This is a genomic window from Mycoplasma sp. 332 (assembly GCF_052378275.1).
Classification (GTDB): Bacteria; Bacillota_I; Bacilli_A; order Mycoplasmatales; family Metamycoplasmataceae; genus Metamycoplasma.
Map to the genome: position 1 here is coordinate 404,379 of NZ_CP198998.1, position 24,069 is coordinate 428,447.

Below are 24,069 nucleotides of genomic sequence, written 5' to 3' on the forward strand. Positions count from 1 at the left end.
TTTTTTAGGATGTATTTTTAGCTGAAATCAATAGTTTTTGAATCTTCTTTTAGCTTTTTTAGCCTTTTTTGCTGTTCATCAATTATCTTATTGATAAAATTGTGCATTTTTTCAACGGTATCATATGGTCTAGTATAAAACGATTCATATGGATTTAATATATATACCTTAAATTGAATTTTTTCTCGCAATTCTCTAAAGGATTGTTCACGATATTTAATAAGTTCTTCCTTAGGATAAGTAATACCAATATTAGATAAATCAGATTCCTTTATTACTTTTCCATCAGAGGTAATAAATGTATTTCCAAAATCTTTATATTGTGAATATGTTTTTTCTAAAGTTTGAACTTGTTTGATATACTCTTTAACTAAATTAGCTCGTTGCTCAACATCTCAAAGAGTTGTTGTGTCGTCAATTGGACGATTTATCATATTGAAATAATCATAAATTTGATCTTCAATTTCTTCTATTTGAATTTCCAAAACATCTTCAAAAAAATTTTTAACCTTCTTAATTTCAGATTCAACAAAACCACTAAATTTAGCACTTATTTCATCTTCTAATTCTTTATGATTTTTTGTATCCTTCTTTAAATCTCTTAATAAAGTATCTTTTTTTTCCTGAGTAAATGGCAATTTTTTACCACTAAAAACTTCGAATAATGCATTTATTTTTTGATCACTTGTTATTATAAAAGGTTCATCATCTTCATCTCAAGGAACATTGTGTTCTGGTTCATTTGGAAACAAAACTATTCCTTTATCATTGTTTAATAAAAAATCAAAACCTTGCTTGCCTTCTTTTGATCTATCATAATGTTTATATAAATTCTTGTAATAAAAATTATCAATTACATTCTTAATTTCTTCATTAGTTGGATCACCAAAATCAATTTCAATTTTTGGTGCTTCATTTTTTATATTATTTATAAGATTATTGTTAGTATTGATTGAATCAACTGAGTCTAGTTTAATTGCATTTTTAATTAATAGATCCTTAATTGGTTTATTTTGTTTTATTAAATCTGTAAGAACTTCTTTTGAATGATGTTTCTTTAAATCTTCATAAACAATTTTGGTATTATTGCCAAACTCTTGATTTTTATCTTTATTTGGAGTTTCTGGTTTCTTTGGTTCAGCTGGTTTTTCTGGCTTGCTTGGTTCAATTGGTTTTTTTGGTTCTTCTGGTTTAGCGGGATTTGCACATGATAGAGCAATAATTGGTGTTGCCAAAACAGGCAAAAATCCTAAAAAAAGTAATTTGCTTTTTTTCATTTTTTTTCCTTTCAATTTAGTATTTTTTATAATTATATGACCAACCAAAAAAAAAAAAAAAATAGCGCTTTTTTTAAAGAAAATCATATTTTAAATTAAAAATTTATGGCTAATTTAACTTACTATACACTTTTTTTCCATCACTTAATTTTTGTATAATATTTCTAATTTTAGGCTTAAAAAAACTAAAGTTTTATACTGTCATAAACCAACGCAAATAAAAACATAAATAATTCATTAATACATATTAATAAAAAAATGAAAGTCACAAATTAAGCTTAAATTAAACATAAAATAAATAGTTTATATATTAATATTTAAGAATTTTTTAACCGATATTTCATTTTTAAAAAATATATACTTTAATAATATATGTTATCGCCTTGATTATACTTATTTTTTGTTTCACTAGAGGCATTTATAATAATTGATACACGAAATAAAATAATAAAAAACTCAAATCATTATTTTTGACTTGAGTCTAATTATTTTATTTTGCCTAATGTATTCTTATTTTGGTTATTATCTAAATTTCTTTATTTAATTAGAATGTTCAATATTTTATTTTCAATATAAATAACTTTAATCACTTGCTTGTCTTTTAATCATTTTTTAATTGAATCAAGCTGCATTGCCTGCGTAACAATTTCATCATTGTTCCAAATTGGTCGAATTTCTAACTGACCACGCAACTTTCCGTTAATTTGTACACCAATTTGCGGATTTTTTTCAATAATTAAATTAGTTTTGGCAATTGGCCATTTTTGGTAAAATATCGATTTTTCACCAATCATTTCCAAAAATTCTTCTGCTATATGAGGAGCGAAAGGTGAAAATAAAATAGCAAAGTTTTTAATAATTTCTAATGAATTAATTTTTTCAATATTCGCAAGAAAATTAATAAAGACCATAAACTTGCTTATTGCTATATTAAACTTATATTTTTCAATATTTTCACTAATATCCAAAATAAGTTGATTAATATTGCTATCAAGTTCCTGATTTTCGTCAGTTATATCGATGTTTTTTCTTAATTTATCAACAATAAGATAAATTCTATCGAGTCATTTTCTAATTCCGTTGAGAGAATCTGTATTTCATGACTTTGACTCAGTTAAGGGGCCCATAAACATCTCATATAACCTTAGGGCATCAGCACCATGTGATTCAACTAAACCATCAGGATTGATGACATTGCCAAGAGATTTTGACATTTTTTGTCCATCTGGTCCTAAAATTAAACCTTGGTTTATTAACTTTTGAAATGGTTCCTTGGTATTGACAATGCCTAAATCATATAAAAATCTATGTCAAAATCTAGCATATAATAAGTGTAATACGGCATGCTCTTGGCCGCCAATGTATAAATCCACTGGCAACCATTGATTAAATCTTTCCTTTGCTTCTTGACTATCAAGCGGCAAATATGTTCCGTCATCATTTTTTAAAATATAGGCCAGGAAATATCAACTAGACCCCGCTCATTGGGGCATTACATTAGTATCATGTCGATATATCTTATTATCAACTTCAACATATAATCAATCCTTAATGTTGGCAAGCGGTCCTTCTGTTGAGCCTGATGCTTTAATATTATTAACCTCAGGAAGTTTTACTAAATTATCAACTAAATAAATTTTATTATTTTCATCAAATAAAACCGGAAACGGTTCGCCCCAATATCGTTGACGTGAAAATACTCAATCTCTCAATTTAAAATTAGTTTTATTATCAACGACGCCCATCGCATTTAATTTATGATAAATAACTTCTGTTGCTTGTGCTTTTTTAAGGCCGTTTGCGATATCAGAATTAATATGTTTAGAATCGTCAACAAACGGTAACTTCTCCGCTTCTAATACTTGTTTAATAGTTAGATTATATTTTCTTGCAAACTCATAATCCCTGGCATCATGAGCAGGAACAGACATTATTGCTCCTTCGCCATAACTCATTAAAACGTAGTCAGAAACTCAAACCGGAATATTTTCATTTGTTAGGGGATGACTAACATATGCACCGGTGAACAAGCCTGTCTTGTCTTTATTAAGTTGTGTTCTTTCAAGATCGCTTTTTGTCTTTGTTATATTTATATAATCGATAATTAATTTCTTATATTCATCTGTACAAATTTCTAAAAGCAATGGATGCTCAGGACTAATAATAATCGATGAAACACCATAGATAGTATCTAATCTGGTTGTGAAAGTTGCAATATTTTTCTTTGAATTTTTAAGATTTCATCTAACAATATGACCTTGTGATTTTCCGATTCAATTTTTTTGTAATAATTTTAAACTTTCGGGCCAATCAAGGCTAGTCAATCCCTCTAGGAGTTTATCAGCATATTTAGTGATCTTTAGGACTCATTGCTTCATCGGCTTCTTGACGACAGGAAAATTACCGCGCTCCGAAACTTTTTGCCCGTTAATTTCAATAATTTCTTCGTTGGCCAATACTGTGCCCAATCCTTCGCATCAATTAACGTCAATTTCCTCAATTGAAGCAAGTCCATGCTTATATAATTCCTTAAAAATTCATTGAGTTCAAATATAAAACTTGGGATCAGTAGTGTTAATTTCTTTATCATAATCATATGAAAATCCCATTAGTTTTAATTGTCTACGAAAGTTATTAATATTTTTTATTGTGAAGGGGGCTGGGTGGTTTCCGGTCTTAATTGCATATTGCTCAGCAGGTAATCCAAAAGCATCTCAGCCAATTGGATGCAATACATCAAATCCGTTTAATCTTTTGTAACGTGAAATTATATCTGTTGCAGTATAGCCTTCAAGATGTCCAACATGTAAACCAGACCCCGAAGGATATGGGAACATATCAAGAATATAGGCCTTTTTATTGCTTTTTTTTGTTGTCTTAAATGATCTATTTTGTTCTCAAAAATCTTGTCATTTTTTTTCTATTAGTTTATGGTTATACATGTTATTAATTTTACATTAATATCTTTTTTTACAAATATAATGTTGTTTAATTTCTTGCAAAAAACATTAGCACTGTTTTTATATAAATTATTGTAAAATTTAATATATTATTTTTAACTGTAATACAACAAAACAATAAAGGAAAAAATATGGCTGAAGAAAGTAAAGATTATAAAGACACATTATTAATGCCACAAACAGAATTCTCAATGAAAGCAAATCTTGCTGATAAGGAAATTATCTTCCAAAAAAAATGAGAAGATGAACAACTATATCAAAAAATTTTAGCTTCCAACAAAGGGAATAAAACATTTGTTTTGCATGATGGACCTCCATATGGGAATGGGAATATTCATGTTGGTCATGCGTTAAATAAAATCCTTAAGGACATAATTGTACGATTCAAAAATATGCAAGGCTTTTATGCTCCATTTACACCCGGCTGAGATACTCACGGGCTTCCTATTGAACACAAAATGTTAGTAGAGCGAAAAATGACTGCAAAAGATTTTTCAGTTGTGGAACTAAGAAGAGCATGTGAAGAGTATGCCCTAAGTCAGGTTGCAAAACAAATGGAACAATTTAAAAAGCTTTCATTGCTAACTGATTTTAAAGAAATTTATGTTACTTTAGATAAAAGATTTGAAGCACAACAATTAAGACTTTTTAAAAAAATGCTATTTGATGGTTTGATATACAAGGACCTAAAACCAATATATTGATCGCCTTCTTCACAATCTGCCCTAGCAGAGGCTGAAGTTGAATACGCAGACCATATTTCACCATCAATATTTGTTGCCTTTAAGATTACAAAAGGCAATAATATTGTTTGTAAGGATGAAAAACTAATTATATGAACAACTACTCCGTGAACATTAATTGCAAATTCAGGTGTAGCTATCAATTCAGAATTTGAATACATCAAAATAAAAGTTAATAATACTACTTACATTTTAGCCGAAGGCCTAGTTGAATCAGTTGCTCAACAATGTAAATGAGAAAAATATGAAATTATTGGAAGCAGTTTCAAAGGTAAAGACTTATTAGGAATAAAATACGAAAGTCCAATTAATAAACTAATTTGTCCAGTCGTTGAGGGACACCATGTTACACTTGAAAATGGGTCAGGATTAGTCCATATGGCGCCTTTATTTGGCGAAGATGATTTTATTATTGGAAATAAAAACAACCTTGAAAAAATTATGCACGTCAATGATGATGGGACATTAAATGAAAAAGCACTTCAATTTAAGAACATTTTCTATGATGATGCTAATCCATTAATTGGTAATTTCTTAGAGGAAAATAATTTGTTGCTTGGATTCAAAAAGATAAAACACTCATATCCTCATGATTGAAGAACCCATCTTCCAATTATGTATCGCGCAACTCCTCAGTGATTTGTATCTGTTAAAAAGATTAAAGATAAAATTCTAAATGAAATAAATAATGTTAAAACATATAACGAGTGATCAAAAAACCGCCTTGAATTAATGCTTGAAAATCGCGATACTTGATGTATTTCAAGACAACGAAGTTGAGGTGTTCCTATTATTGTTTTTTATGACAAAAACAAAAATCCAATATTGGAAGAAGAAATATTTGACTATGTCATAAATCTTATAGAAAAACATGGCTCAAACATATGATATGAAAAAACAGCGGACGAATTATTACCTGAAAAATATCAAAAACTTGGATACACTAAGGAAAATGATATTATGGATGTTTGATTTGATTCAGGATCAACTTCACTAGGCGTTAAACCAGCTGCTATTGAGGCGCCATTTGACTTATATCTTGAAGGTTCAGACCAATATCGCGGTTGATTTAATAGCTCAATGATAAATTCGGTTGCTTGAAGAAATAAAAGTCCCTTTAAGTCATTTCTATCTCATGGTTTTACCCTCGATGGCAAGGGGCGCAAGATGTCTAAATCATTAGGAAATACGGTTGACCCGCTAGAAATAGTAAAAAAATATGGTTCAGATATTTTAAGATTATGAGCTGCAAACTCTGAATACACGGCCGATATTACAATTGATAATAAGATTTTGGAACAAAATGTCGAAATTTATCGTAAATTAAGAAATACAATCAAATTTATGCTAGGAGCACTATTTGACTTTGATTTTAATTATGTTAGTCTTGAATCTATTCATGCATTAATGTTTGAAAAAATAAATAACTTGGAAGCTAAAATTCTATCTTTTTATGAAAATTATAAATTTGTAAATGTTATTAAAGAAGTAAATAATTTTATCATTGATTTAAGTTCTTACTACATCACAATTACAAAAGATATTTTATATCTAAATAAACAAGATAACTATGAAAGAAGACAAGTTCAAACCGTTTTTGCCAAAACCATTAAAACTTTATTGCAAATACTTGCTCCTATACTTCCAACAACTATGGAGGAAGTATATCAATATTATAACGAACCTAATAAGCAAGAATCTGTACACTTATTAAAATGAAATCTAAATAAAACTTTTTCAACAAAGCTAAGCGATAAATGACAAGAATTTTTTGATCTAAAAGACGAAGTTTATAGATTAATTGAAGAAAAGATTAAATTGCAAGAAATTAAGAGACAAAACGAGGCATTTGTAACTATTACAACTAAATCAGAATTCATAAAATCATTACCACTAGCTAAATTACTAATGATTGCTAAATTAACCATCGGAAACGAAATGAAGGTTGAAAAACGCGAATCATATAAATGTCTAAGATGTTGAAATCACTTTGAAAAAGATCAATTTAGTTTTAAAAATGAAATTTGCTTTAGATGCGAGGAGGTTATTGATGCAAGAAAATAAAAAGGAAAAATACTTTTCAAAAGAATATTGAAAAACAAATTGAAAATTCATTCTTGTTAACATAGCAATTTTTTTGGGAGCATTATTTATTTTCTTATTAATAGACCAACTTACAAAGGAATATATTTTTAGATGAAAAGATAAAAGCATTTTATCTCCAGATCTAGACTATGAAATCGGCAACAAATTTATAATCTTTAAATCAGTTTTTCACGCTGGCACTACGTTAGGTTTTTTTGAAAGCAATTTGCCAGTCTTGCACACATTTAGTTTTGCCATTATTTTAGGTTCACTATGAGGCGTAACTTTTGTTAGAGAAAAGCATTCAATATGCATAACTATTTTTCTTGGTTTAGTAAGTGCTGGATCTATGGGTAATATGATTGATAGATTTATATTCGGTGGCGTAAGAGATATTATGAATTTTCCGTGAGCAAACCAAGGAGTTTTAAATTTTGCTGATATTTGATTAGTTTTAGGAGCAATAAGTGTGGTTTTATCGATTGTAACCATACATTGAATAAAACATTATAAAAAGAACAAACTAACAAAAGACGAAAATAAGGTTTAACTAAACCTTATTTTTTTCGCTCTTTTTTCATATATTTGTTATATTTCCAGGTTTATAAATTAAAAATTTATAGGGAGGAAAAATGAAAAAATTAAGTGAAAAAGAATGTGATGAAATTGCTGGCGGATTTGCTATATCAGCCTTAATTACTTCTATATTAGGAGCAATTCCAATAATCACCTCAGCAATAAGCTCCACCGTAGGCCTAATAAGATCAGTAAATTCTTCAAAGGGCGAAATTAAAACCAAAGATTTCAATGCAAAATGGGAAGATACTGATAATAACATTGGCTTCAATGTTGGCTTTCATTACTGCTTATAAATAAAAAACTAGGAAACTTTCCTAGTTTTTTATTATTAATCTTCTTTTTTGAAATAAGTACTTATTTTTTTGATTTTTCTAATATCTTGTTAAATCTTTCTACACGACCACGTGCCTTAACGTCTGTACGATTTCCGGTGTAGAATGCATGACAATTAGAGCAAACATCTAAAGATACTTTTTCAGCGGTTGAACCAAAAATAAAATCTGTGCTACACGATGAACATGTTGCATGAATTTCAGAATATTTTGGATGAATTTCCTTTTTCATAGAATATGCTCCTTATATATTATTTATTGAAGTTAATTAACTAGCAAAAATTATAACATAAAAGCGTTATTTTTTACTCATTAATATTTTTTCATTTTCACTCAACAACTTCTGGCATATCGTAGCCAAATTCATGAATATATTCATTATGTTCTTGTATTTTTTTATTCATTAAATCGATAAAATTTTGTTCCTTAGAACCATATAATTTCTCTATTGCATCTTTAGCAATGTGGTATCTATCCATTTCGCTTAATTGTCTGATATCAAAACTAGTTGTTATATCACCATTTTCACGATAACCATGAATAATTAAATTGTGATTTGTTCGATCAAAGAAAATATCTCTTATTAAACCTTCAAATCCATGGAAAGAAAACACAACTAGTTTATCTCTTGTAAATGCCTTATCAAATTCCTCGTCACTAATTCCACGTGGATCGATCTTAGGATTTCTTAATTTTAATAAATCAACAACATTAATATACTTGATTTTAAGATTAGGAAAATGACTATGAACAATAGAAATTGCTGCTAGTGTTTCTAGGTTCGGTTCAACACCAGAGGATGCAAAGACAATATCAGGCGTTTCTGTTTCCTTAACATTTGAAGCTCAATCAATAACCTTATAGCCTTTTTCAACAAGTTCTTTTGCTTCATCGATATTGAAAAATTGTTCTCGCGGTTGCTTAGAAGCAACAATTAGATTAATAACATTTCTTTCGGTTAATGATTTTTCCATAACAGCCAAAAGTGTATTAGAATCTGCAGGCAAATATTCTCTTATTAATTCAGGGCGTTTGTCGGCAAGATGGCCTAAAAGGCCAGGATCTTGGTGCGTATAACCATTATGATCTTGTTGAAATGCTGTTGAAGTTGCAATAATATTTAGAGATGGATAATCATTTCTTCATTTCAATTCTAAAGACTTCTTTAATCACTTCATATGCTGAGTTAACATTGAATCGATAACCCGTAAAAATGATTCATATGAAGCAAAAAAACCATGGCGTCCAGTCAAAACATAACCTTCTAAAAAGCCTTCAGCCTGGTGCTCACTTAATTGTGAATCAATAATTCTACCAACAGGACCAACAAATTCATCATATTTGTCCGAATATTCCTCTAATCATTGACGCTTAGTAACTCTAAAAAGTTCAAATAATCTATTTGATTTTGTTTCATCAGGACCAAAGACCCTAAAATTATCAGGATTTTTTGTTACAACATCAGCCATATATTTTCCCAGCTCAACCATATCCTGCCCTTTATTTTTACCAGGATATTCAACATTAGTAGCAAATTTTTCTCATGGAGATAAATCTAGATAGCGTGAATTGATTCCTCCGTTTGTTATCGGATTTGTTGCCATTCTTTGCTTACCTTTTGGAGCAAGGTTTTTAATTTCAGCTAGAATAGTTCCGTTTTCATCAAAAAGTTCTTCAGGTTTATATGATTTTAGTCACTTTTCTAACTCTTTAATGTGAGTAACATTAAAAGCACTAACAGGCAAGGGCACTTGATGTGCTCTAAAACTGCCTTCAATTGCTTGTCCATCTCAATCTTTTGGACATGTCCAACCTTTCGGGGTTCTAACAACTAGCATAGGCCATAATGGTCTTGTTACATTATTTGGCCCGACTAATTCTGCCTTAGCCTTAATATTTAGAATATCTTCAATAGCTTGATCCATGATTTTAGCCATTTCTTGATGAATTTCAACACTAGTTTTATTACCACTTCATTCAAAGAAATATGGCTTTCAACCTAAACCTAAAAAATATTGTTCAATTTCCTTTTTTGGTTTTCTTGCTAAAAGAGTTGGATTAGAAATTTTCCCACCATTTAGATGAACGATAGGAAGAACAACACCATCATTCACTGGATTAATAAACGAATTTGAAAATCATCCAGCACAAAGGGGCCCAGTTTCAGCCTCACCATCACCTATAACCGCAGCTGCAATCACACCAGGATTATCCAATATTGCTCCTGTTGCATGCGATAATGAATAACCTAACTCTCCACCTTCATGAATTGATCCAGGTGTTTCAGGAGCGGCGTGACTTGCTGTTCCACCAGGAAATGAAAAACGCTTGCACATTCGTTGTATCCCTTTTTCATCCTGTGAAATTTGGGGATAAATTTCTGAATAAGAACCATCCAAATATGAGTTAGATATCATGACTTGGCCGCCATGTCCAGGACCCTCTATATAAAACATATTTAAATCATATTTATTAATAACACGGTTTAAATGGGTATAAATAAAATTTTGTCCAGGAATTGTTCCTCAGTGACCAATAGGATATAATTTAATATCATCTTTTGTTAATTCTTTTTTTAATAATGGATTGTTTCTTAAATAGATTTGAGCAACACTTAAATAATTGGCTGCTCTAAATCACTTATCCATTAATTCAAAATATTCTTTTTTATCAAAATTACTATTCATATTCCTCCATAATATATTTTTGCAAAAAATATAGTAATAATATTTTACATCAATTTATTAAGAAGTAAAGGGGTTAATAGCTAATCATACATAAAAACAAAAAATGCCCTACAATAAACATAGCCATTTTTTTAAAAACACATTTTATTGTCAAATTCTCCAAAAAAGCGTATGTCGAGTTTCTTGATTTAATGACAACTGTATCTTTTTTGTTATATCAATTTATTATAATTTTCTACAATAGTTTTTAGTTATAAAAAGCCATTTTTTTAACATATGTTTAATAACAAAATCTAGATCATTTACTGAAAATAAATTTTAATTGAGAATTTTATTTGTTTTGTGATGAATTACAACTGATAAATAAATATAATTTAATTTTTTGATGTTTCAATATATGAAACACAATGTTTGGCGTATCTCTATTACAATTTCTTTTTTTTACATAATCAATAAACAAAGAACTCAAGCCTCTTATTTCTTCTTCTTTTTTTCTTTTAGCTATTTCCTATTAGCAACTAATTAAAAAAATCCAAGCACAAATGTGACTGGATTTTTTATCTATGTTCAACAAAAGCAAGTAATTTTATAATCCTAATTCCTCATCAGTCGGAATATCTAGATTTGAACCAACATAAGCAAAAATTTCGGGACTTTGTTTTAAATATTTACCATCTAAAATTCTTTGAACAGATTTTATCGTATCTTCCAACGAAACATAAACACCAGGAGATTTTGTAAAGTGTTCAGTCATAAAGAAGTTTTGAGTAAAGAAATTTTCCAATTGAAGAGCCTTTTTAACTGTATTCTTACTTTGTTCATCTAATTCATCAAATCCTAGAATCAAAATAACATCTTCAAGGTCTTTATATGCTTTTAAAATTCTTTTTGTTTCTATGATAGCGTCAAAGTGTGCTTTACCAATAATTTTTTCATCAACAGAGTGTGATGAAGAAGCTAGAGGGTCAAAAGCAGGGAAAATATTTTTTGAGGTTTGATTACGCGATAAAACAAGATTACCATCAAGGTGGTTAAATACTGCAACGGCTGATGGATCACTTAAATCATCCATTGGCAAGAAAATAGTTTGGAATGATGTTATTGATCCATTTTTGTTTCTAAATAATCTATTTTCAACATTAGCAACATCTGATTCTAATGTAGATTGATAACCACCTACAGAAGGTTTTTTACCCAATGAAGCAGAAACCTCATTTTCAGCCTGAATAAAACGATAAATATTATCAATAAATAATAAGACATCATCTTTTTCATAATCTCTTAAATATTCGGCAGCTGTAATACCAATTGGTACAATCGACATTCTAGCTCCTGGTGATTCATTCATTTTTGAAATATACATTACTGAATTCTTCATTAAATTTGATGATTCTAACTCATCAAATAATTCAATAGCTTCACGTGATCTTTCTCCGGAACCAATAAAAATATTTGAAGTCTTTGTTGATTTTTTATTAACATTAAAAATAATTTCCTTCATTAAAACAGTTTTACCAACACCGGCGCCACCAAATATACCCAATTTATATCCTTTAATAATTGGCATAAAGAAGTCAATTGCCTTAATTCCTGTTTCAACTATTTCTAGATTACTCTCTAGATAGCGATCGTTGTTAATAATTGAATTCATTTCAATATATATAGGTTTTGTTCCACGTTTTTCAAGTAACGGTTTTCCCTCAAATGAATAGATATTATTTTTGGAACCTGAACCAACTGGAACCATAAAACTTTGTTTGGTATTAATAATTTCATCATTGATGTTAATTTCTTTTGAAGAATAGATAATAATAGCTCTAATTGTTTCCTCATCAATAATTCTTTTTACCAATAAATAAGTTTTGCCGTCATTCGTTGTTAGTAATTGATTAACTAATGGCAACTCTTTTTTATTAAATTTAACTTCAATAATGTCAGATCATAATTTAACTATTTTTCCCATTATTTATCTCCTAACTTTTTAGCAACTAATTCTAAATATTCCTTACTAAATTCAACAAACTCATGTTCATATTCAACATCTCATCCTAAATTTAAATAATCTGAATATTGTTTTAAAGCATATGCAAAAAAGTTTTTCATAATCTTATCATCATAATCTGTACTTGTTTGCATAGTATTATAAGCATTTTTAGCTTCCTGATTTGTTTCAATTAAAAGATCGATAAATCTTAGCGCTTTTTCTTCATCCTTAATTCCATGTAATATAGTTCATGAAATTAGTTTAGACATCAATAAAACAAATTTATTCGAATATAATGTATATCCTTTTTGGATAAACATCTTATCAATCATTTTTCCTTTGTACAATAATGTTGCGGTTTCTTTATTCAATTCATAATCAAGAGCAGCAAGCTTTAAATGTCTCTTATATTGTTTAAAGATTTTACCTACTTCTGAAGCTACCTTTGACATAATTCTATTTTGTACTGATGAACCAGTTCTTGAAACTGATAAATTAATATTGATAGCCGGTAAAACACCTTGAGAAAATAAGTCAGCGCTAGTTACAATTTGACCATCAGTAATTGATATAACATTAGAAGAAATTAATGAAGTTATATCGCCATCAATAGTTTGTAAAATTGGTAAAGCAGTAATTGTTTTTCTATTTTTAAATGAACCAGCACGTTCTAATAATTGTGAATGAGCAAAAAATATGTCTCCGGGCATTGCTTCCTTACCAACAGGCTTATCAGTTAATAAAGCAATTTCTCGAATAATATTAGCATGCTTTGTTAAGTCATCAAATATAATAACAACATCATCAGTTAATGAAATGTTTTCAGCATGTGCCATACCTACATACGGAGCTAGATATTGCTCGTATGCACTAGTAGCAGGCGCATCAACAATAATAGTATTTTTTAAAGCATCATGTTCTTTTAAGGCATTATAAATTTTAGATATGCTTTCTCTTTTTTGTCCAATTGCAACATAAACACACTTGGTATTGGTTTTTGCTTGATTTAAGATAACATTAATTGCTATGTGAGTTTTTCCGGTTTGTCTATCCCCAATAATTAATTCACGTTGTCCTTTTCCGATAGGAATTAATAAATCTATTGATGTGAATCCTGTATATAGTTGCTCATTTAATGTTTGAACACTCATTAATTGATGAGCAAGTTTAAATGTGGCACTTTCAGGATCATTTTTTTGTTTTTCAACAGCAAGCTTTTTAGGTAAAACAACATCACCAAAAATATCGACTACATTTCCAAAATGTTGTTTTGAAGTAAATACATCACGCTTTTGGGTAGCGATTATTGTATCATTAATTTTTAACTCTTTATTTTCATTATTAGCTAATAAAAACGCGTGATCATTTGTAGCACTAATAAGAATTAATTTAATATTTGTATCTCTTTCACAAACAAATTGTTGTCCTTGTTCATAAGGAAATTGTCCTGATACTTCAACAATATAACCAAAAATAGAAATTATCTTGGGATTTTTATTTGGTTTAGCATTACTATTTTCCATTTTCTTCTCCTTTATTATTCATAAAATAACTTTTTTTAATATATAACTTCAAAATTCCTGCTATGTCTGAGAAATATAAAATAATGTTAGGCAAGAATTCAACATAATATCCATTTTTTATTAGGTCCTTAAGAATCTCATTATATAATTTTTCGAAGTCATTATTTCATTCAAATTCTTCATTATTCGCATAAATTAATGGAACTTTTTTATAAATGCTAAATATAGCGTTTTCTTCGAAGTTAACAATAAAATTGGCAAATTTTATAGGTAGATAATCCATAAGTGATTTCTTAATTCTCTCTAGAAAGTCAATTACACGGGAATCCTTTGTATTAAAATTACCTTTAAATAAAATAGTTGAAATAAGTTTATTAAAATCAATTAATTTAATTTCATTTTGATTTTTTTGATCTTCAAACCAGAACAAAATTCTATCTTTATTTCCATCTATTAATATAGATTTTTTTTCAGGCATTTTTCTCCTTAAAATAAGTTAAATAATAAAACAACATTATTATAACCATAATTTCCTAATAATTTAGGAATTGATAATAAAAAAATAATAGCAAAGCCATTATTTTTCTACAATAGGATATACTGAAGCAAATTTTCTATTAATTCTATTTTCGAATTTTACAATACCATCTATTAAAGCAAATAATGTATCATCTTTTCCTTTGCCTACGTTATTGCCAGGAAAGATTTTTGTTCCTCTTTGTCTATAAATAATGCTTCCGGCTGTTACAAATTGTCCATCAGTAGCCTTAACGCCTAATCTTCTACCAGCCGAGTCTCTACTATTCGAGGTTGTTCCACCAGATTTCGTATGTGCCATGTCTTATTTCTCCTTAATTTCTGCAATTTGAACTTTTGTATAAGGTTGACGGTGACCTAATTTACGTTTATGAGTTGATTTAGCATTGTGTCTATAAACAACAATTTTCTTTGCTTTCCCTTGTTTTTCAATGATACCTAAAACAGAAGCAGCTTCTAAATATGGAGTTCCAATTTTATTTTCGACTGCTAAAACTTTATCAAAAACAACCTTGTCCCCTGCATTTCCATCGATTTTTTCGATATAAATAGAATCGCCTTTTTTAACGATTAATTGTTTACCACCTGTTTCGATAATTGCAAACATTTAAAATCTCCTTATATTTTGTCACATCTTTGAGGTACTTTTAAAAAGTTTAAAAACCTGTTTAGAATGGTTACTCTATAAGTAACTTGATTATTTTACCACAAATTTGCGTATATTTCGGCAAAATAAAAAAACAAGGAAATTATTCCTTGTCCTTATTCTAATTAATTATTCGTAATCTATTTTATTATCATCAAATTCTTCTGATTCATTATCATCAGTCTCAAAATCTTCATTGTCATAAAAATCATCAGCAAAGTCATTAACAAAGCCTTTATCACTAAGACCTTCTTCATCATATTCTTGTGTCAAAGTATCTAAATCAATCATATTTTCATCGCCTAATTCAATATCGTCTTGTTCTTCATTTTCATCAAAATTTGTAAAGTATTTAATCGATGGTTTAATATCGTATTTAGAATGTTCTTCAAATGAATATAGTGCAGTTCCTGAAGGGATTTTCTTTCCAACAATAATATTTTCTTTTAGACCACTTAAATTATCTGTTCTAGAAGAAATGGCAGCATTAACAAGAATTTTCGAAGTTTCTTGATATGAAGCGGCAGCCAAAAACGAATCAGACAACAGCGGAACTTGTTTAGCACCTTTAATAACAACACTTCCATATGCTGGAATTTTGTTTTGAGATAATAATAACGAATTTTCTTCTTGATAATCAAAGATATCAACAATAGCACCAGCAAAGAATTTTGAATCTCCGGGATCACTAATAACAATTTTAGACATCATTTGTCTAATAATAATTTCAATATATTTATCACTAATAGCAATACCTTGAATGCGATAAATTCTTTGAATTTCTTTTAGTAAGTAATTTTGAACTGTTCTAACATCAGTTAGTGCTAATAACTCTTTTAGAATAATTGGGCCTTCTGAAAGCTTTTGGCCGACTTTAACATCATCACCAATAGAAACTCTTAATTTCTTATTAGTATTAACTAAAATAGATCTAGTTTCAATTTGATTTTTATTATTCAGAATTTCGATATAAACAACATAATCGTTATCAGATTTTTCAAGTTTTTCAATATCAACTACAATACCTTGATATGGCGAAATTGTTGCTGGTCTACCTCATGGTTGTTCATGAGCATCAATTAATTCAATTAATCTAGTAAAACCACCAGTAATATCTTCAACACCAGCAACCCCACCAGTATGGAATGTACGCATAGTTAGCTGTGTACCAGGTTCACCGATTGATTGAGCAGCTATGATACCTACTGCTTCTCCAATATTAACAACACGGTTTGTTGCTAAGTCCTTACCAAAACACATTTTACATACACCATTACGGGTATTACATCCAAGGATCGATCTAATTTCAACTTCTTCAATACCAGCATCAATAATTTTTTGTGCTATCTTATTAGTAATTAGGATGTTTCGGCTACAAATCAAATTACCTTCTTTATCATAAATTGGCTTATTTGAAAATCGACCAATTATTCTTTCTTTTAGAGATACAATAATTTGTTTTGTTTTAGTATCAATGATATTTCTAGCTAAAAATCCATATTCCGAACCACAATTTTCTTCTCTAACCACAATATTTTGAGCAACATCAACCAATCTTCTTGTTAAATAACCTGATTTAGCAGTATTAAGTGCAGTATCAGTAAGACCTTTTCTAGCACCATGGGTTGACGAATAGAATTCAAATGCGGTTAGGCCCTCGATAAATGATGATTTAACGGGAACTTCAACGGTCGAACGAACAACCCTATCATTTTTAGCATCAGCTTTAGTGGTTTTTGTATTGTTAGCCATCAGTCCACGCATACCAGCTAATTGAACATAGTTCGAAATGTTTCCACGAGCACCTGAGTTAATCATAGTGATAACTGGGTTTTGTGGATTTTCTTTAATGATTGTTTGCAATTCTTGTTGGATTTTATCTTTGATTTCAGCTCATTTTTTAATAGTTAACGAGTATCTATCATCATCAGTTATATAACCTAATTTGTAATAATTTTTTAATTTAGCAATATATTCATCACCTTCAGCGATATATTCTTTTTTCTTTTCAGTTTCTAAAATATCCGAGAAGGAAATAGAAATACCTGAAGTAGTTGAATAATCAAAGCCAAGTTGCTTAATATCATCCAGAATAGAAGCAACAATATTTGTATATTTAAATCAAACCTTGTCTAACAATTTGGCTTTCTCTTTAGCACTTAATGGAATATGAATTTGTCCGCGGTATCTCTCTTCATTTTCTAAATTTAATTTTTGTTTTTCTTCTAAAACAAATTCAGTCAATAAATCTGCATGTTCTCTTTCAAGATTTTGGCCCTTGTAGGTTTTTAATTTTAGAAATTCTAAAACAATATCTGAATCTTGCAAATCATTAATTTTATCAATAACGCTAGCAACTTCCGCTATGCTTATTGTTGCAACATAGTTATCAAACATGTAACGAATAATCTTGGCAATATTCTTTTTATTAAAGGCATCTAGCAATGGTAAGGTCTTAATATATTCAGGAATATTTATACCAGCTTTAACTACATATGTTTTATTAAACTCATTCTTATATTCCTCTAAATTAATTGCCTTTATTACTTTATTATCAAAGATAAAAGGAAAATCTTTTGGAAACACATTATTAAAAATAAATTTACCAACTGTTGAAATAACATAAAGTTGTTGATTAATTGTATTTTTATTAAATATTTTGGAGTTCTTTACCTCTTCAGCAGGTAATGCTACCCTTGCATGTAAAGAAACTTTTTTAGCTTCAAGGTTCCTTATCATGTGATCATAATTGTCAAAGACTCTTCCTTCGCCCTTAGCATCTTTTTGTTCAATTGTTAAATAATATAAACCCAAAATCATATCTTGTGAAGGATTAATAATAGGTTCTCCATCCTTAGGGCCTAGAATATTTTTATTGGCAAGCATCAATTCACGACTTTCCAATAATGATTGTTCCGAAATAGGCACATGAACAGCCATTTGGTCACCATCAAAATCGGCATTAAAAGGGGTACATACTAAAGGGTGTAATCTTATAGCCTTTCCTCTAACTAAAACCGGTTCAAATGCTTGAATAGACAAACGGTGAAGCGTAGGAGCACGGTTAAGAAGTACTAATTTTCCTTTAATTGCTTCAGCAACATGAGGTCAAATAATTGGATTTTGATCTTCAATTATTTTCTTAGCATTTTTAACAGTTGTTGCAACCTGTTGATCAATTAAACGAGCAATAATTCATGGCTCAAATAATTTTGCAGCCATCTCTCTTGGAATACCACATTGATGCATCTTTAAATTTGGCCCAACAACAATAACAGAACGACCAGAATAGTCTACACGTTTTCCAAGTAAATTCTGTCTAAAACGTCCTTTTTTACCTGTTAGTGCATCTGAAATAGATTTAAATGGACGATTGTCCTTTGATAAAACAGGGTTAGGGGTTCTTCTTTGATTATCAATTAAAGCATCGACGGCTTCTTGAACCATACGTAATTCGTTTTGCGTTACGAGTTCAGGAGCATCTTTTTCTTGTCATTCTTGTAAACGATTATTTCTAATAATAACTCTACGATATAGCTCATTTATATCACTTGTTGAGTGTCTACCACCATCCAATTGAATTAATGGTCTAAGATCAGCTGGAATAACTGGTAAATTGTAAATTAGCATATTTGTTGGCGATTGTTTTGATTCAATAAAAGCGTTAATAACTTGCAATCTTTTATATAATTTTTCCCTATTTTGTTTAGTAGTAGTTGCAAACTTTTCGGGATTTTTAGATTCTTGTAAATTGAGTTGATTAATTTGCTCTGTTACATAAGCTTTTTCAGCGACTAGATCTAAATTCTTCAATAGATACTCAATAGCTCTTGCCCCAGTCATAATTTTTGCGTCTGAGTAATGTTGGATGATATCATTTAATTCATAAAAGTCAATTCCATATTCTTGACCAATTTTTGAAGTAGCTTTTTCAACCAATTGCTCAATTGTTTCTGAAATTTCATCATAAGCTTCTTTATGGTCTGGATTTTTTGGATCAAAACGTGTTAATAATTCATCCAATGCTTCTTTATATATAACAGCAGCATCATTGATTTCGATTATTAAGTTTTTAGGTAATGATTTAAGTCCACCATCTTCTACAACAATATGATTTTTATAATAAATAAGATTTTCAAGTTCCTCTCTTCTAACTGTTTCAGATGAATTTTGACTCGAAATTCTTAAACCTAATAATTTATAAATAATTGAATGGTCAACCTTAAAAAACCAAAAATGAACAACAGGGCTATTTAACTTAATATGCCCCATATGATTTCTACGTGCTATTTTAGGCAAGATTTGAACATTTTCTTTACGACACAAATCAGTTCTTGTACAATATGAACCTTCATTTATTTTCTTATATTTATAACCACAAGTAGGACAACGATAATCTATCATTGGTCCAAAAATAATTTCATCAAACAAACCACCACGTTCAGGTTTATATGATTTATAGTTGATAGTTTCTGGTTTTGTAACTTCCCCATGCGATCAAGATTCAACATCCTCAGGAGTAGCTAATGATAAAGAAATTTTTCTAATTTTTGATTCATCTAATAAATCGAATTTTGCATTGTTTTTCATTATTCTGCTCCCCCATCTCAATCTTGTTGATATTTAGTATCAATTCTTTCATATTCAAGCTCATTTTCTTCTCGTGAATCATCATGAGTTTCAAGTTTGATGCACAAACCTCTTAGTTCATATGCCAAAACATTAAACGACTCAGGCATACCTGGCTTTGGCAACTTTGTTTTTCTTGCAAGCGAGTTATAAAGCTGATTACGTCCATTAATATTATCTGACTTATATGTTAATAGTTCTTGTAATAAATTTGCTGCACCATATGATTCGATGGCTCATGTTTCCATTTCCCCAAATCTTTGCCCACCATTTTGCGACTTACCACCAAGCGGTTGTTGCGTAATTAATGAATATGGTCCAACTGAACGAGCATGCATTTTATCATCAACCATATGATATAGTTTTAAATAGTACATTATCCCAACCGATATTGGTTGATCAAATGGTTCACCAGTGCGACCATCATACACAACAGATTTACCTGATGGATTAATTTTTGCTTCTTCAAGAATTTCTTTAATTTGATTATGAGTAATTCCATCAAATGTTGGAGTAACAAATTTTGTATTTAATTTTTGCGCAGCTAAGCCAAGGTGCAATTCTAAAACTTGTCCAATATTCATCCGTGATGGAACACCTTGAGGGTTAAGAACAATATCCAGTGGAGTACCATCTTCTAAATAAGGCATTTCCTCAACTGGTAAAACAACGGAAACAACGCCTTTATTACCGTGACGACCTGCCATCTTGTCCCCAACTTTAATTTTTCTCTTTTGGGCAATTGAGACTTTAACAATCTTTTCAATACCGTCTTCTAGAACATCACCAAATTCACGACTTAAAACATCAACAGCAACAACTGTACCATTATGACCATGTTTAACTTTTAGTGATGTATCCTTTTTTGAAGCAGTCTTTTGTCCAAAGATAGCTCCCATCAGTTTTTCCTCAGGAGTTGGGTTTTCTTCACCTTTTGGCGATGTTCTACCAACCAAAATATCACCTGCAGAAACTTCAGAACCAACTCTAACGATACCATTATCATCTAAGAAACGCTTTGAGTGGTTTGAAACATTAGGAATATCAGTTGTTAAAATATCTTCACCGGCTTTTGAATGTCTAAATTGAATAGTTTGTTCTTCAATGTGAATCGAAGTATAGACATCATCCTTAACTAGTCTTTCTGATAAAACAACAGCATCCTCATAATTAAAACCATGTCATGTTGTGAAACCGACCAAAACATTCTTGCCTAATGCCATTTCACCATTTTTCATTGATGGACCGTCAACCAGTAAATCTCCAGTTTTAACACTTTGACCTACCTTAACTAATGGAACCTGATGAATTAAGGTACCTTGATTAGATCTCTCGAAAGTTCTTAAATGGTATTCATCTTTCTTATTGCTTTCATCTCTCTTAATGATAATAACGTTAGCATCAACATAAGATACCACACCATCATATTTAGCAATAATGTTTGTTGAGGAATATTTAGCAATATCAGCTTCAACACCAGTTGCAACTAATGGAGCTTCAGGGAATAATACAGGTACAGCTTGACGTTGCATATTAGAACCCATTAATGCCCGGTTAGCGTCATCATTTTCTAAAAAGGGAATAGCAGAAGCAGCGATCGAGGTCATTTGACGGTTTGAAACCCCAACAAAATTAACTTCATTAGCTGGGACTTCAAGATATTCATTATCACGACGAACCATTACCATTTTATCCACAATTATATCATTTTCAATATTGACGGTTGATTGCGCAAATGTATACCCAGCTTCTTCGATGGCTGTTAAATAGTGCGGACTTGAAAAATCTACCTTTTTGTTTTCAACCTTAAAATATGGCGATTTAATAAATCCGTATTTATCAATGTCTGCGAATGATGCAAGATTAAGAATAAGTCCAATATTCGGCCCTTCAGGAGTTTCGATTGGGCAAATTCTTCCATAATGGGTAGGGTGAACATCACGAACCTCAAATTGAGCGGTATCACGGTTTAGACCTCTTGGCCCCAGCGAGGTAATACGACGTTTGTTCGAAATTTCAGCTAACGGATTACATTGGTCCATAAATTGCGAAAGTTTTGATGTATTGAAAAATGATTTAAACTGGTTAAATATTGGTTTATTATTTGTTACATTCTTTGGCGTAATCTTTGATGTTTCCTTGGTTGAAATTCTTTCACGAGTATTTTTTTCTAATTTAATTAGACCGATTCTAAATTGATTTTGCAAAAGCTCACCAATAGTAACAATTCTTTTATTTACTAATGAGTCAGGATCGTCATCAACACCAATATTAAACAATAAATTAAAATAGTATGATATTGTTGCAATTAAATCAGGAATTAGTAAAAAGTTTTCAGTTGAATTAGGATCATTACCTAGCACTTGAACTTTATTAATGTCATTTATCATGTCATTTTCTGTCGGATAAACTCATACCCTCGGAACAGATAAACGCAAAGCAAGTTTTTCATTTCCAGGCATATCCAATTGATTACCATATACTGAAGGATCAACATCAGGCAATTTTCACAAAGGAAGAATGCCTAATCTAAATTCCTCCGCAATCTTTCTTGCTATTTCTCAAGTAATTAACAAACCTTTTTCATACTTAACTTCGCCATCCATATTAATGATATGCTCAGCTAAATAGGTGTTTACTAATCTTTCGGCGATATTTAACTTACGGTTCAAAGTAAAACGACCAGTTTCAGTTAAACTGTATCTTTTTTCATTAAAAATAGTTGATGGAATTAAATTACGGGCCGATTCGGCGGTCATTCTATCACCCTTTCTAATTAAGCGATATATTGTTTCCTGGGCATCCCTTGTAATTTCCTCATCAGTATTACCTAATGTTTTATCTTTTCGTAAAGTTTCATTTAATTCTGGAATATCACCAAACATTTTCTTAATACCTTTTTCAGTAAAACCAAGTGCTTTCAAAAAGGTAGATAATAAGAATGATTTATTTTTATCGATATGCACCTTAACGGTGTCCGGGTTAGATGAAGTAGTTTTGTGGTATATTTCAACTCATGAACCGACTTGAGGAATAATTTCAACTTTATTAAACAAGTCATTAGCCTGTTTATTTCTTACATTAACTCCAAAGTAAGCACCAGTTGAACGAATCAATTGAGAGACAATAACCTTTTCTGAACCATTAATGACAAATGAGCCTCCATATGTCATAATAGGAATTTCAGCAAAAACAACTTCAGCAGGTGTAACTTCACCTGTTTCTTCATTAACTTGCTTTAATTTAGCCTTTAACTTACCTTGATATGAAGAACCTTTTTGTTTTGCCTCTTTAATACACTCAAATTCAGTTTTATTAGGATATTCAAAAGTAGCAGAATTTTCAATATACTCAATCCTTACTTTTCCGCGTGATTCAATTGGATATATGTTTCTCAATTCTTCTTCAACACCTTTGGTTAAAAATTGTTCAACAGAGTCTCTTTGCATTTTTAAGAAATCAGGAGTATCGAATTTCTTTTGACTAATTGAATAATCTCTACGTTCGGTAACCGGTCCAAATTTTCTTAAAACATATTCTGGTTTTTTGTTCATATCTAACCTCATTTTTTGTTTAAATTTACTAAAATATACTCAAAGTATTTACAACAGTTTACACATACGCATGTATGCGCATATTATTATTATATAAAAAACACAAAAACGGCTTTTTAAGCCAGTTTTTTATGTTATCTTTATTAGTCTAAAACTACTTCAGCCTTAACTTCAGCTAATTTAGCCTTTAATTCTTCTGCTTCTTCCTTCTTAACATTTTCTTTTAATAAGGCAGGTGCTGACTCAACCAATTTCTTAGCATCCATTAAACCTAAACCTAGTAAATCCTTAACTGCCTTAATAACAGCAAGTTTATTTCCACCGTCTGATTTTAATGTAACATTAAATGTTGTTTTTTCTTCAACAACTTCAGCAGAAGCTGGAGCAGCGGCAGCAACAACAGCACTAGGATCAATTCCAAATTCTTCTTTTAGTCCTTCTACAAGTTCCATAACTTCTTTAATATTCATTTCTTTCAATGCTGAAACGAATTCTTCTTTTGTTAATTTAGCCATATTTTTCTCCTTAAAATT

The 24,069-nt window shown here is 30.0% G+C and carries 15 protein-coding genes; 3 read left to right on the forward strand and 12 right to left on the reverse strand.

From position 1 onward, the window contains the following. Window positions 1–17 precede the first annotated feature (17 nt). A complete protein-coding gene (locus ACT1UH_RS01760) occupies window positions 18–1,277 on the reverse strand; it encodes a hypothetical protein (RefSeq protein WP_444705173.1) in 1,260 nt (419 codons plus the stop codon). A gap of 536 nt (window positions 1,278–1,813) precedes the next feature. Continuing rightward, a complete protein-coding gene (gene leuS, locus ACT1UH_RS01765) occupies window positions 1,814–4,219 on the reverse strand; it encodes a leucine--tRNA ligase (RefSeq protein ID WP_444704766.1) in 2,406 nt (801 codons plus the stop codon). A 149-nt stretch (window positions 4,220–4,368) separates the two neighbouring features. Here leuS and ileS point away from each other — a divergent pair, with 149 nt between their 5' ends. The 3 genes from ileS (at window position 4,369) to ACT1UH_RS01780 (ending at window position 7,937) form a co-directional block, all read left to right on the forward strand. Then, window positions 4,369–7,044, forward strand: a complete 2,676-nt coding sequence (gene ileS / locus ACT1UH_RS01770; protein ID WP_444704767.1) for an isoleucine--tRNA ligase — start codon at window positions 4,369–4,371, stop codon at window positions 7,042–7,044. Next, a complete protein-coding gene (locus tag ACT1UH_RS01775) occupies window positions 7,031–7,615 on the forward strand; it encodes a signal peptidase II (RefSeq protein WP_438340295.1) in 585 nt (194 codons plus the stop codon). Before ileS ends, ACT1UH_RS01775 begins: the two co-directional genes overlap by 14 nt. Window positions 7,616–7,697: 82 nt before the next feature. Further along, window positions 7,698–7,937, forward strand: coding sequence for a hypothetical protein (locus ACT1UH_RS01780; protein ID WP_444704768.1), 240 nt, complete (start codon window positions 7,698–7,700; stop codon window positions 7,935–7,937). Between the two features lie 61 nt (window positions 7,938–7,998). Here the strand turns inward: ACT1UH_RS01780 and rpmE are convergent, their stop codons facing one another. The 10 genes from rpmE to rplL all read right to left on the reverse strand — a co-directional run bounded on the left by rpmE (window position 7,999) and on the right by rplL (window position 24,051). Then, window positions 7,999–8,208, reverse strand: coding sequence for a 50S ribosomal protein L31 (rpmE, locus tag ACT1UH_RS01785; RefSeq protein WP_438340297.1), 210 nt, complete (start codon window positions 8,206–8,208; stop codon window positions 7,999–8,001). 73 nt (window positions 8,209–8,281) lie between these two features. Beyond that, entirely contained in the window at window positions 8,282–10,663 is a 2,382-nt protein-coding gene (locus ACT1UH_RS01790) for a phosphoketolase family protein (protein ID WP_444704769.1), read from the reverse strand. A gap of 586 nt (window positions 10,664–11,249) precedes the next feature. After that, on the reverse strand, window positions 11,250–12,626 hold the full coding sequence (locus ACT1UH_RS01795) for an MSC_0618 family F1-like ATPase beta subunit (protein ID WP_444704770.1): 1,377 nt from the start codon (window positions 12,624–12,626) through the stop codon (window positions 11,250–11,252). After that, entirely contained in the window at window positions 12,626–14,170 is a 1,545-nt protein-coding gene (locus tag ACT1UH_RS01800) for an MSC_0619 family F1-like ATPase alpha subunit (protein WP_444704771.1), read from the reverse strand. The genes ACT1UH_RS01795 and ACT1UH_RS01800 overlap by 1 nt, the downstream gene beginning before the upstream one ends. Beyond that, window positions 14,160–14,648, reverse strand: a complete 489-nt coding sequence (locus tag ACT1UH_RS01805) for an MSC_0623 family F1-like ATPase-associated protein (RefSeq protein ID WP_444704772.1) — start codon at window positions 14,646–14,648, stop codon at window positions 14,160–14,162. The genes ACT1UH_RS01800 and ACT1UH_RS01805 overlap by 11 nt, the downstream gene beginning before the upstream one ends. A 99-nt stretch (window positions 14,649–14,747) precedes the next feature. Then, entirely contained in the window at window positions 14,748–15,008 is a 261-nt protein-coding gene (gene rpmA / locus ACT1UH_RS01810) for a 50S ribosomal protein L27 (RefSeq protein ID WP_438340302.1), read from the reverse strand. Between the two features lie 3 nt (window positions 15,009–15,011). After that, entirely contained in the window at window positions 15,012–15,314 is a 303-nt protein-coding gene (gene rplU, locus ACT1UH_RS01815) for a 50S ribosomal protein L21 (protein WP_438340303.1), read from the reverse strand. Between the two features lie 168 nt (window positions 15,315–15,482). Next, complete coding sequence (locus tag ACT1UH_RS01820; RefSeq protein WP_438340304.1) at window positions 15,483–19,943, reverse strand: DNA-directed RNA polymerase subunit beta'; 4,461 nt, start codon at window positions 19,941–19,943, stop codon at window positions 15,483–15,485. Next, entirely contained in the window at window positions 19,943–23,536 is a 3,594-nt protein-coding gene (rpoB, locus tag ACT1UH_RS01825; RefSeq protein ID WP_438340305.1) for a DNA-directed RNA polymerase subunit beta, read from the reverse strand. The genes ACT1UH_RS01820 and rpoB overlap by 1 nt, the downstream gene beginning before the upstream one ends. A gap of 143 nt (window positions 23,537–23,679) precedes the next feature. Next, window positions 23,680–24,051 carry a 50S ribosomal protein L7/L12 gene (gene rplL / locus ACT1UH_RS01830; protein WP_438340306.1) on the reverse strand — a complete coding sequence of 124 codons (372 nt, stop codon included), beginning with the start codon at window positions 24,049–24,051 and terminating at the stop codon, window positions 23,680–23,682. Window positions 24,052–24,069: the final 18 nt, after the last annotated feature.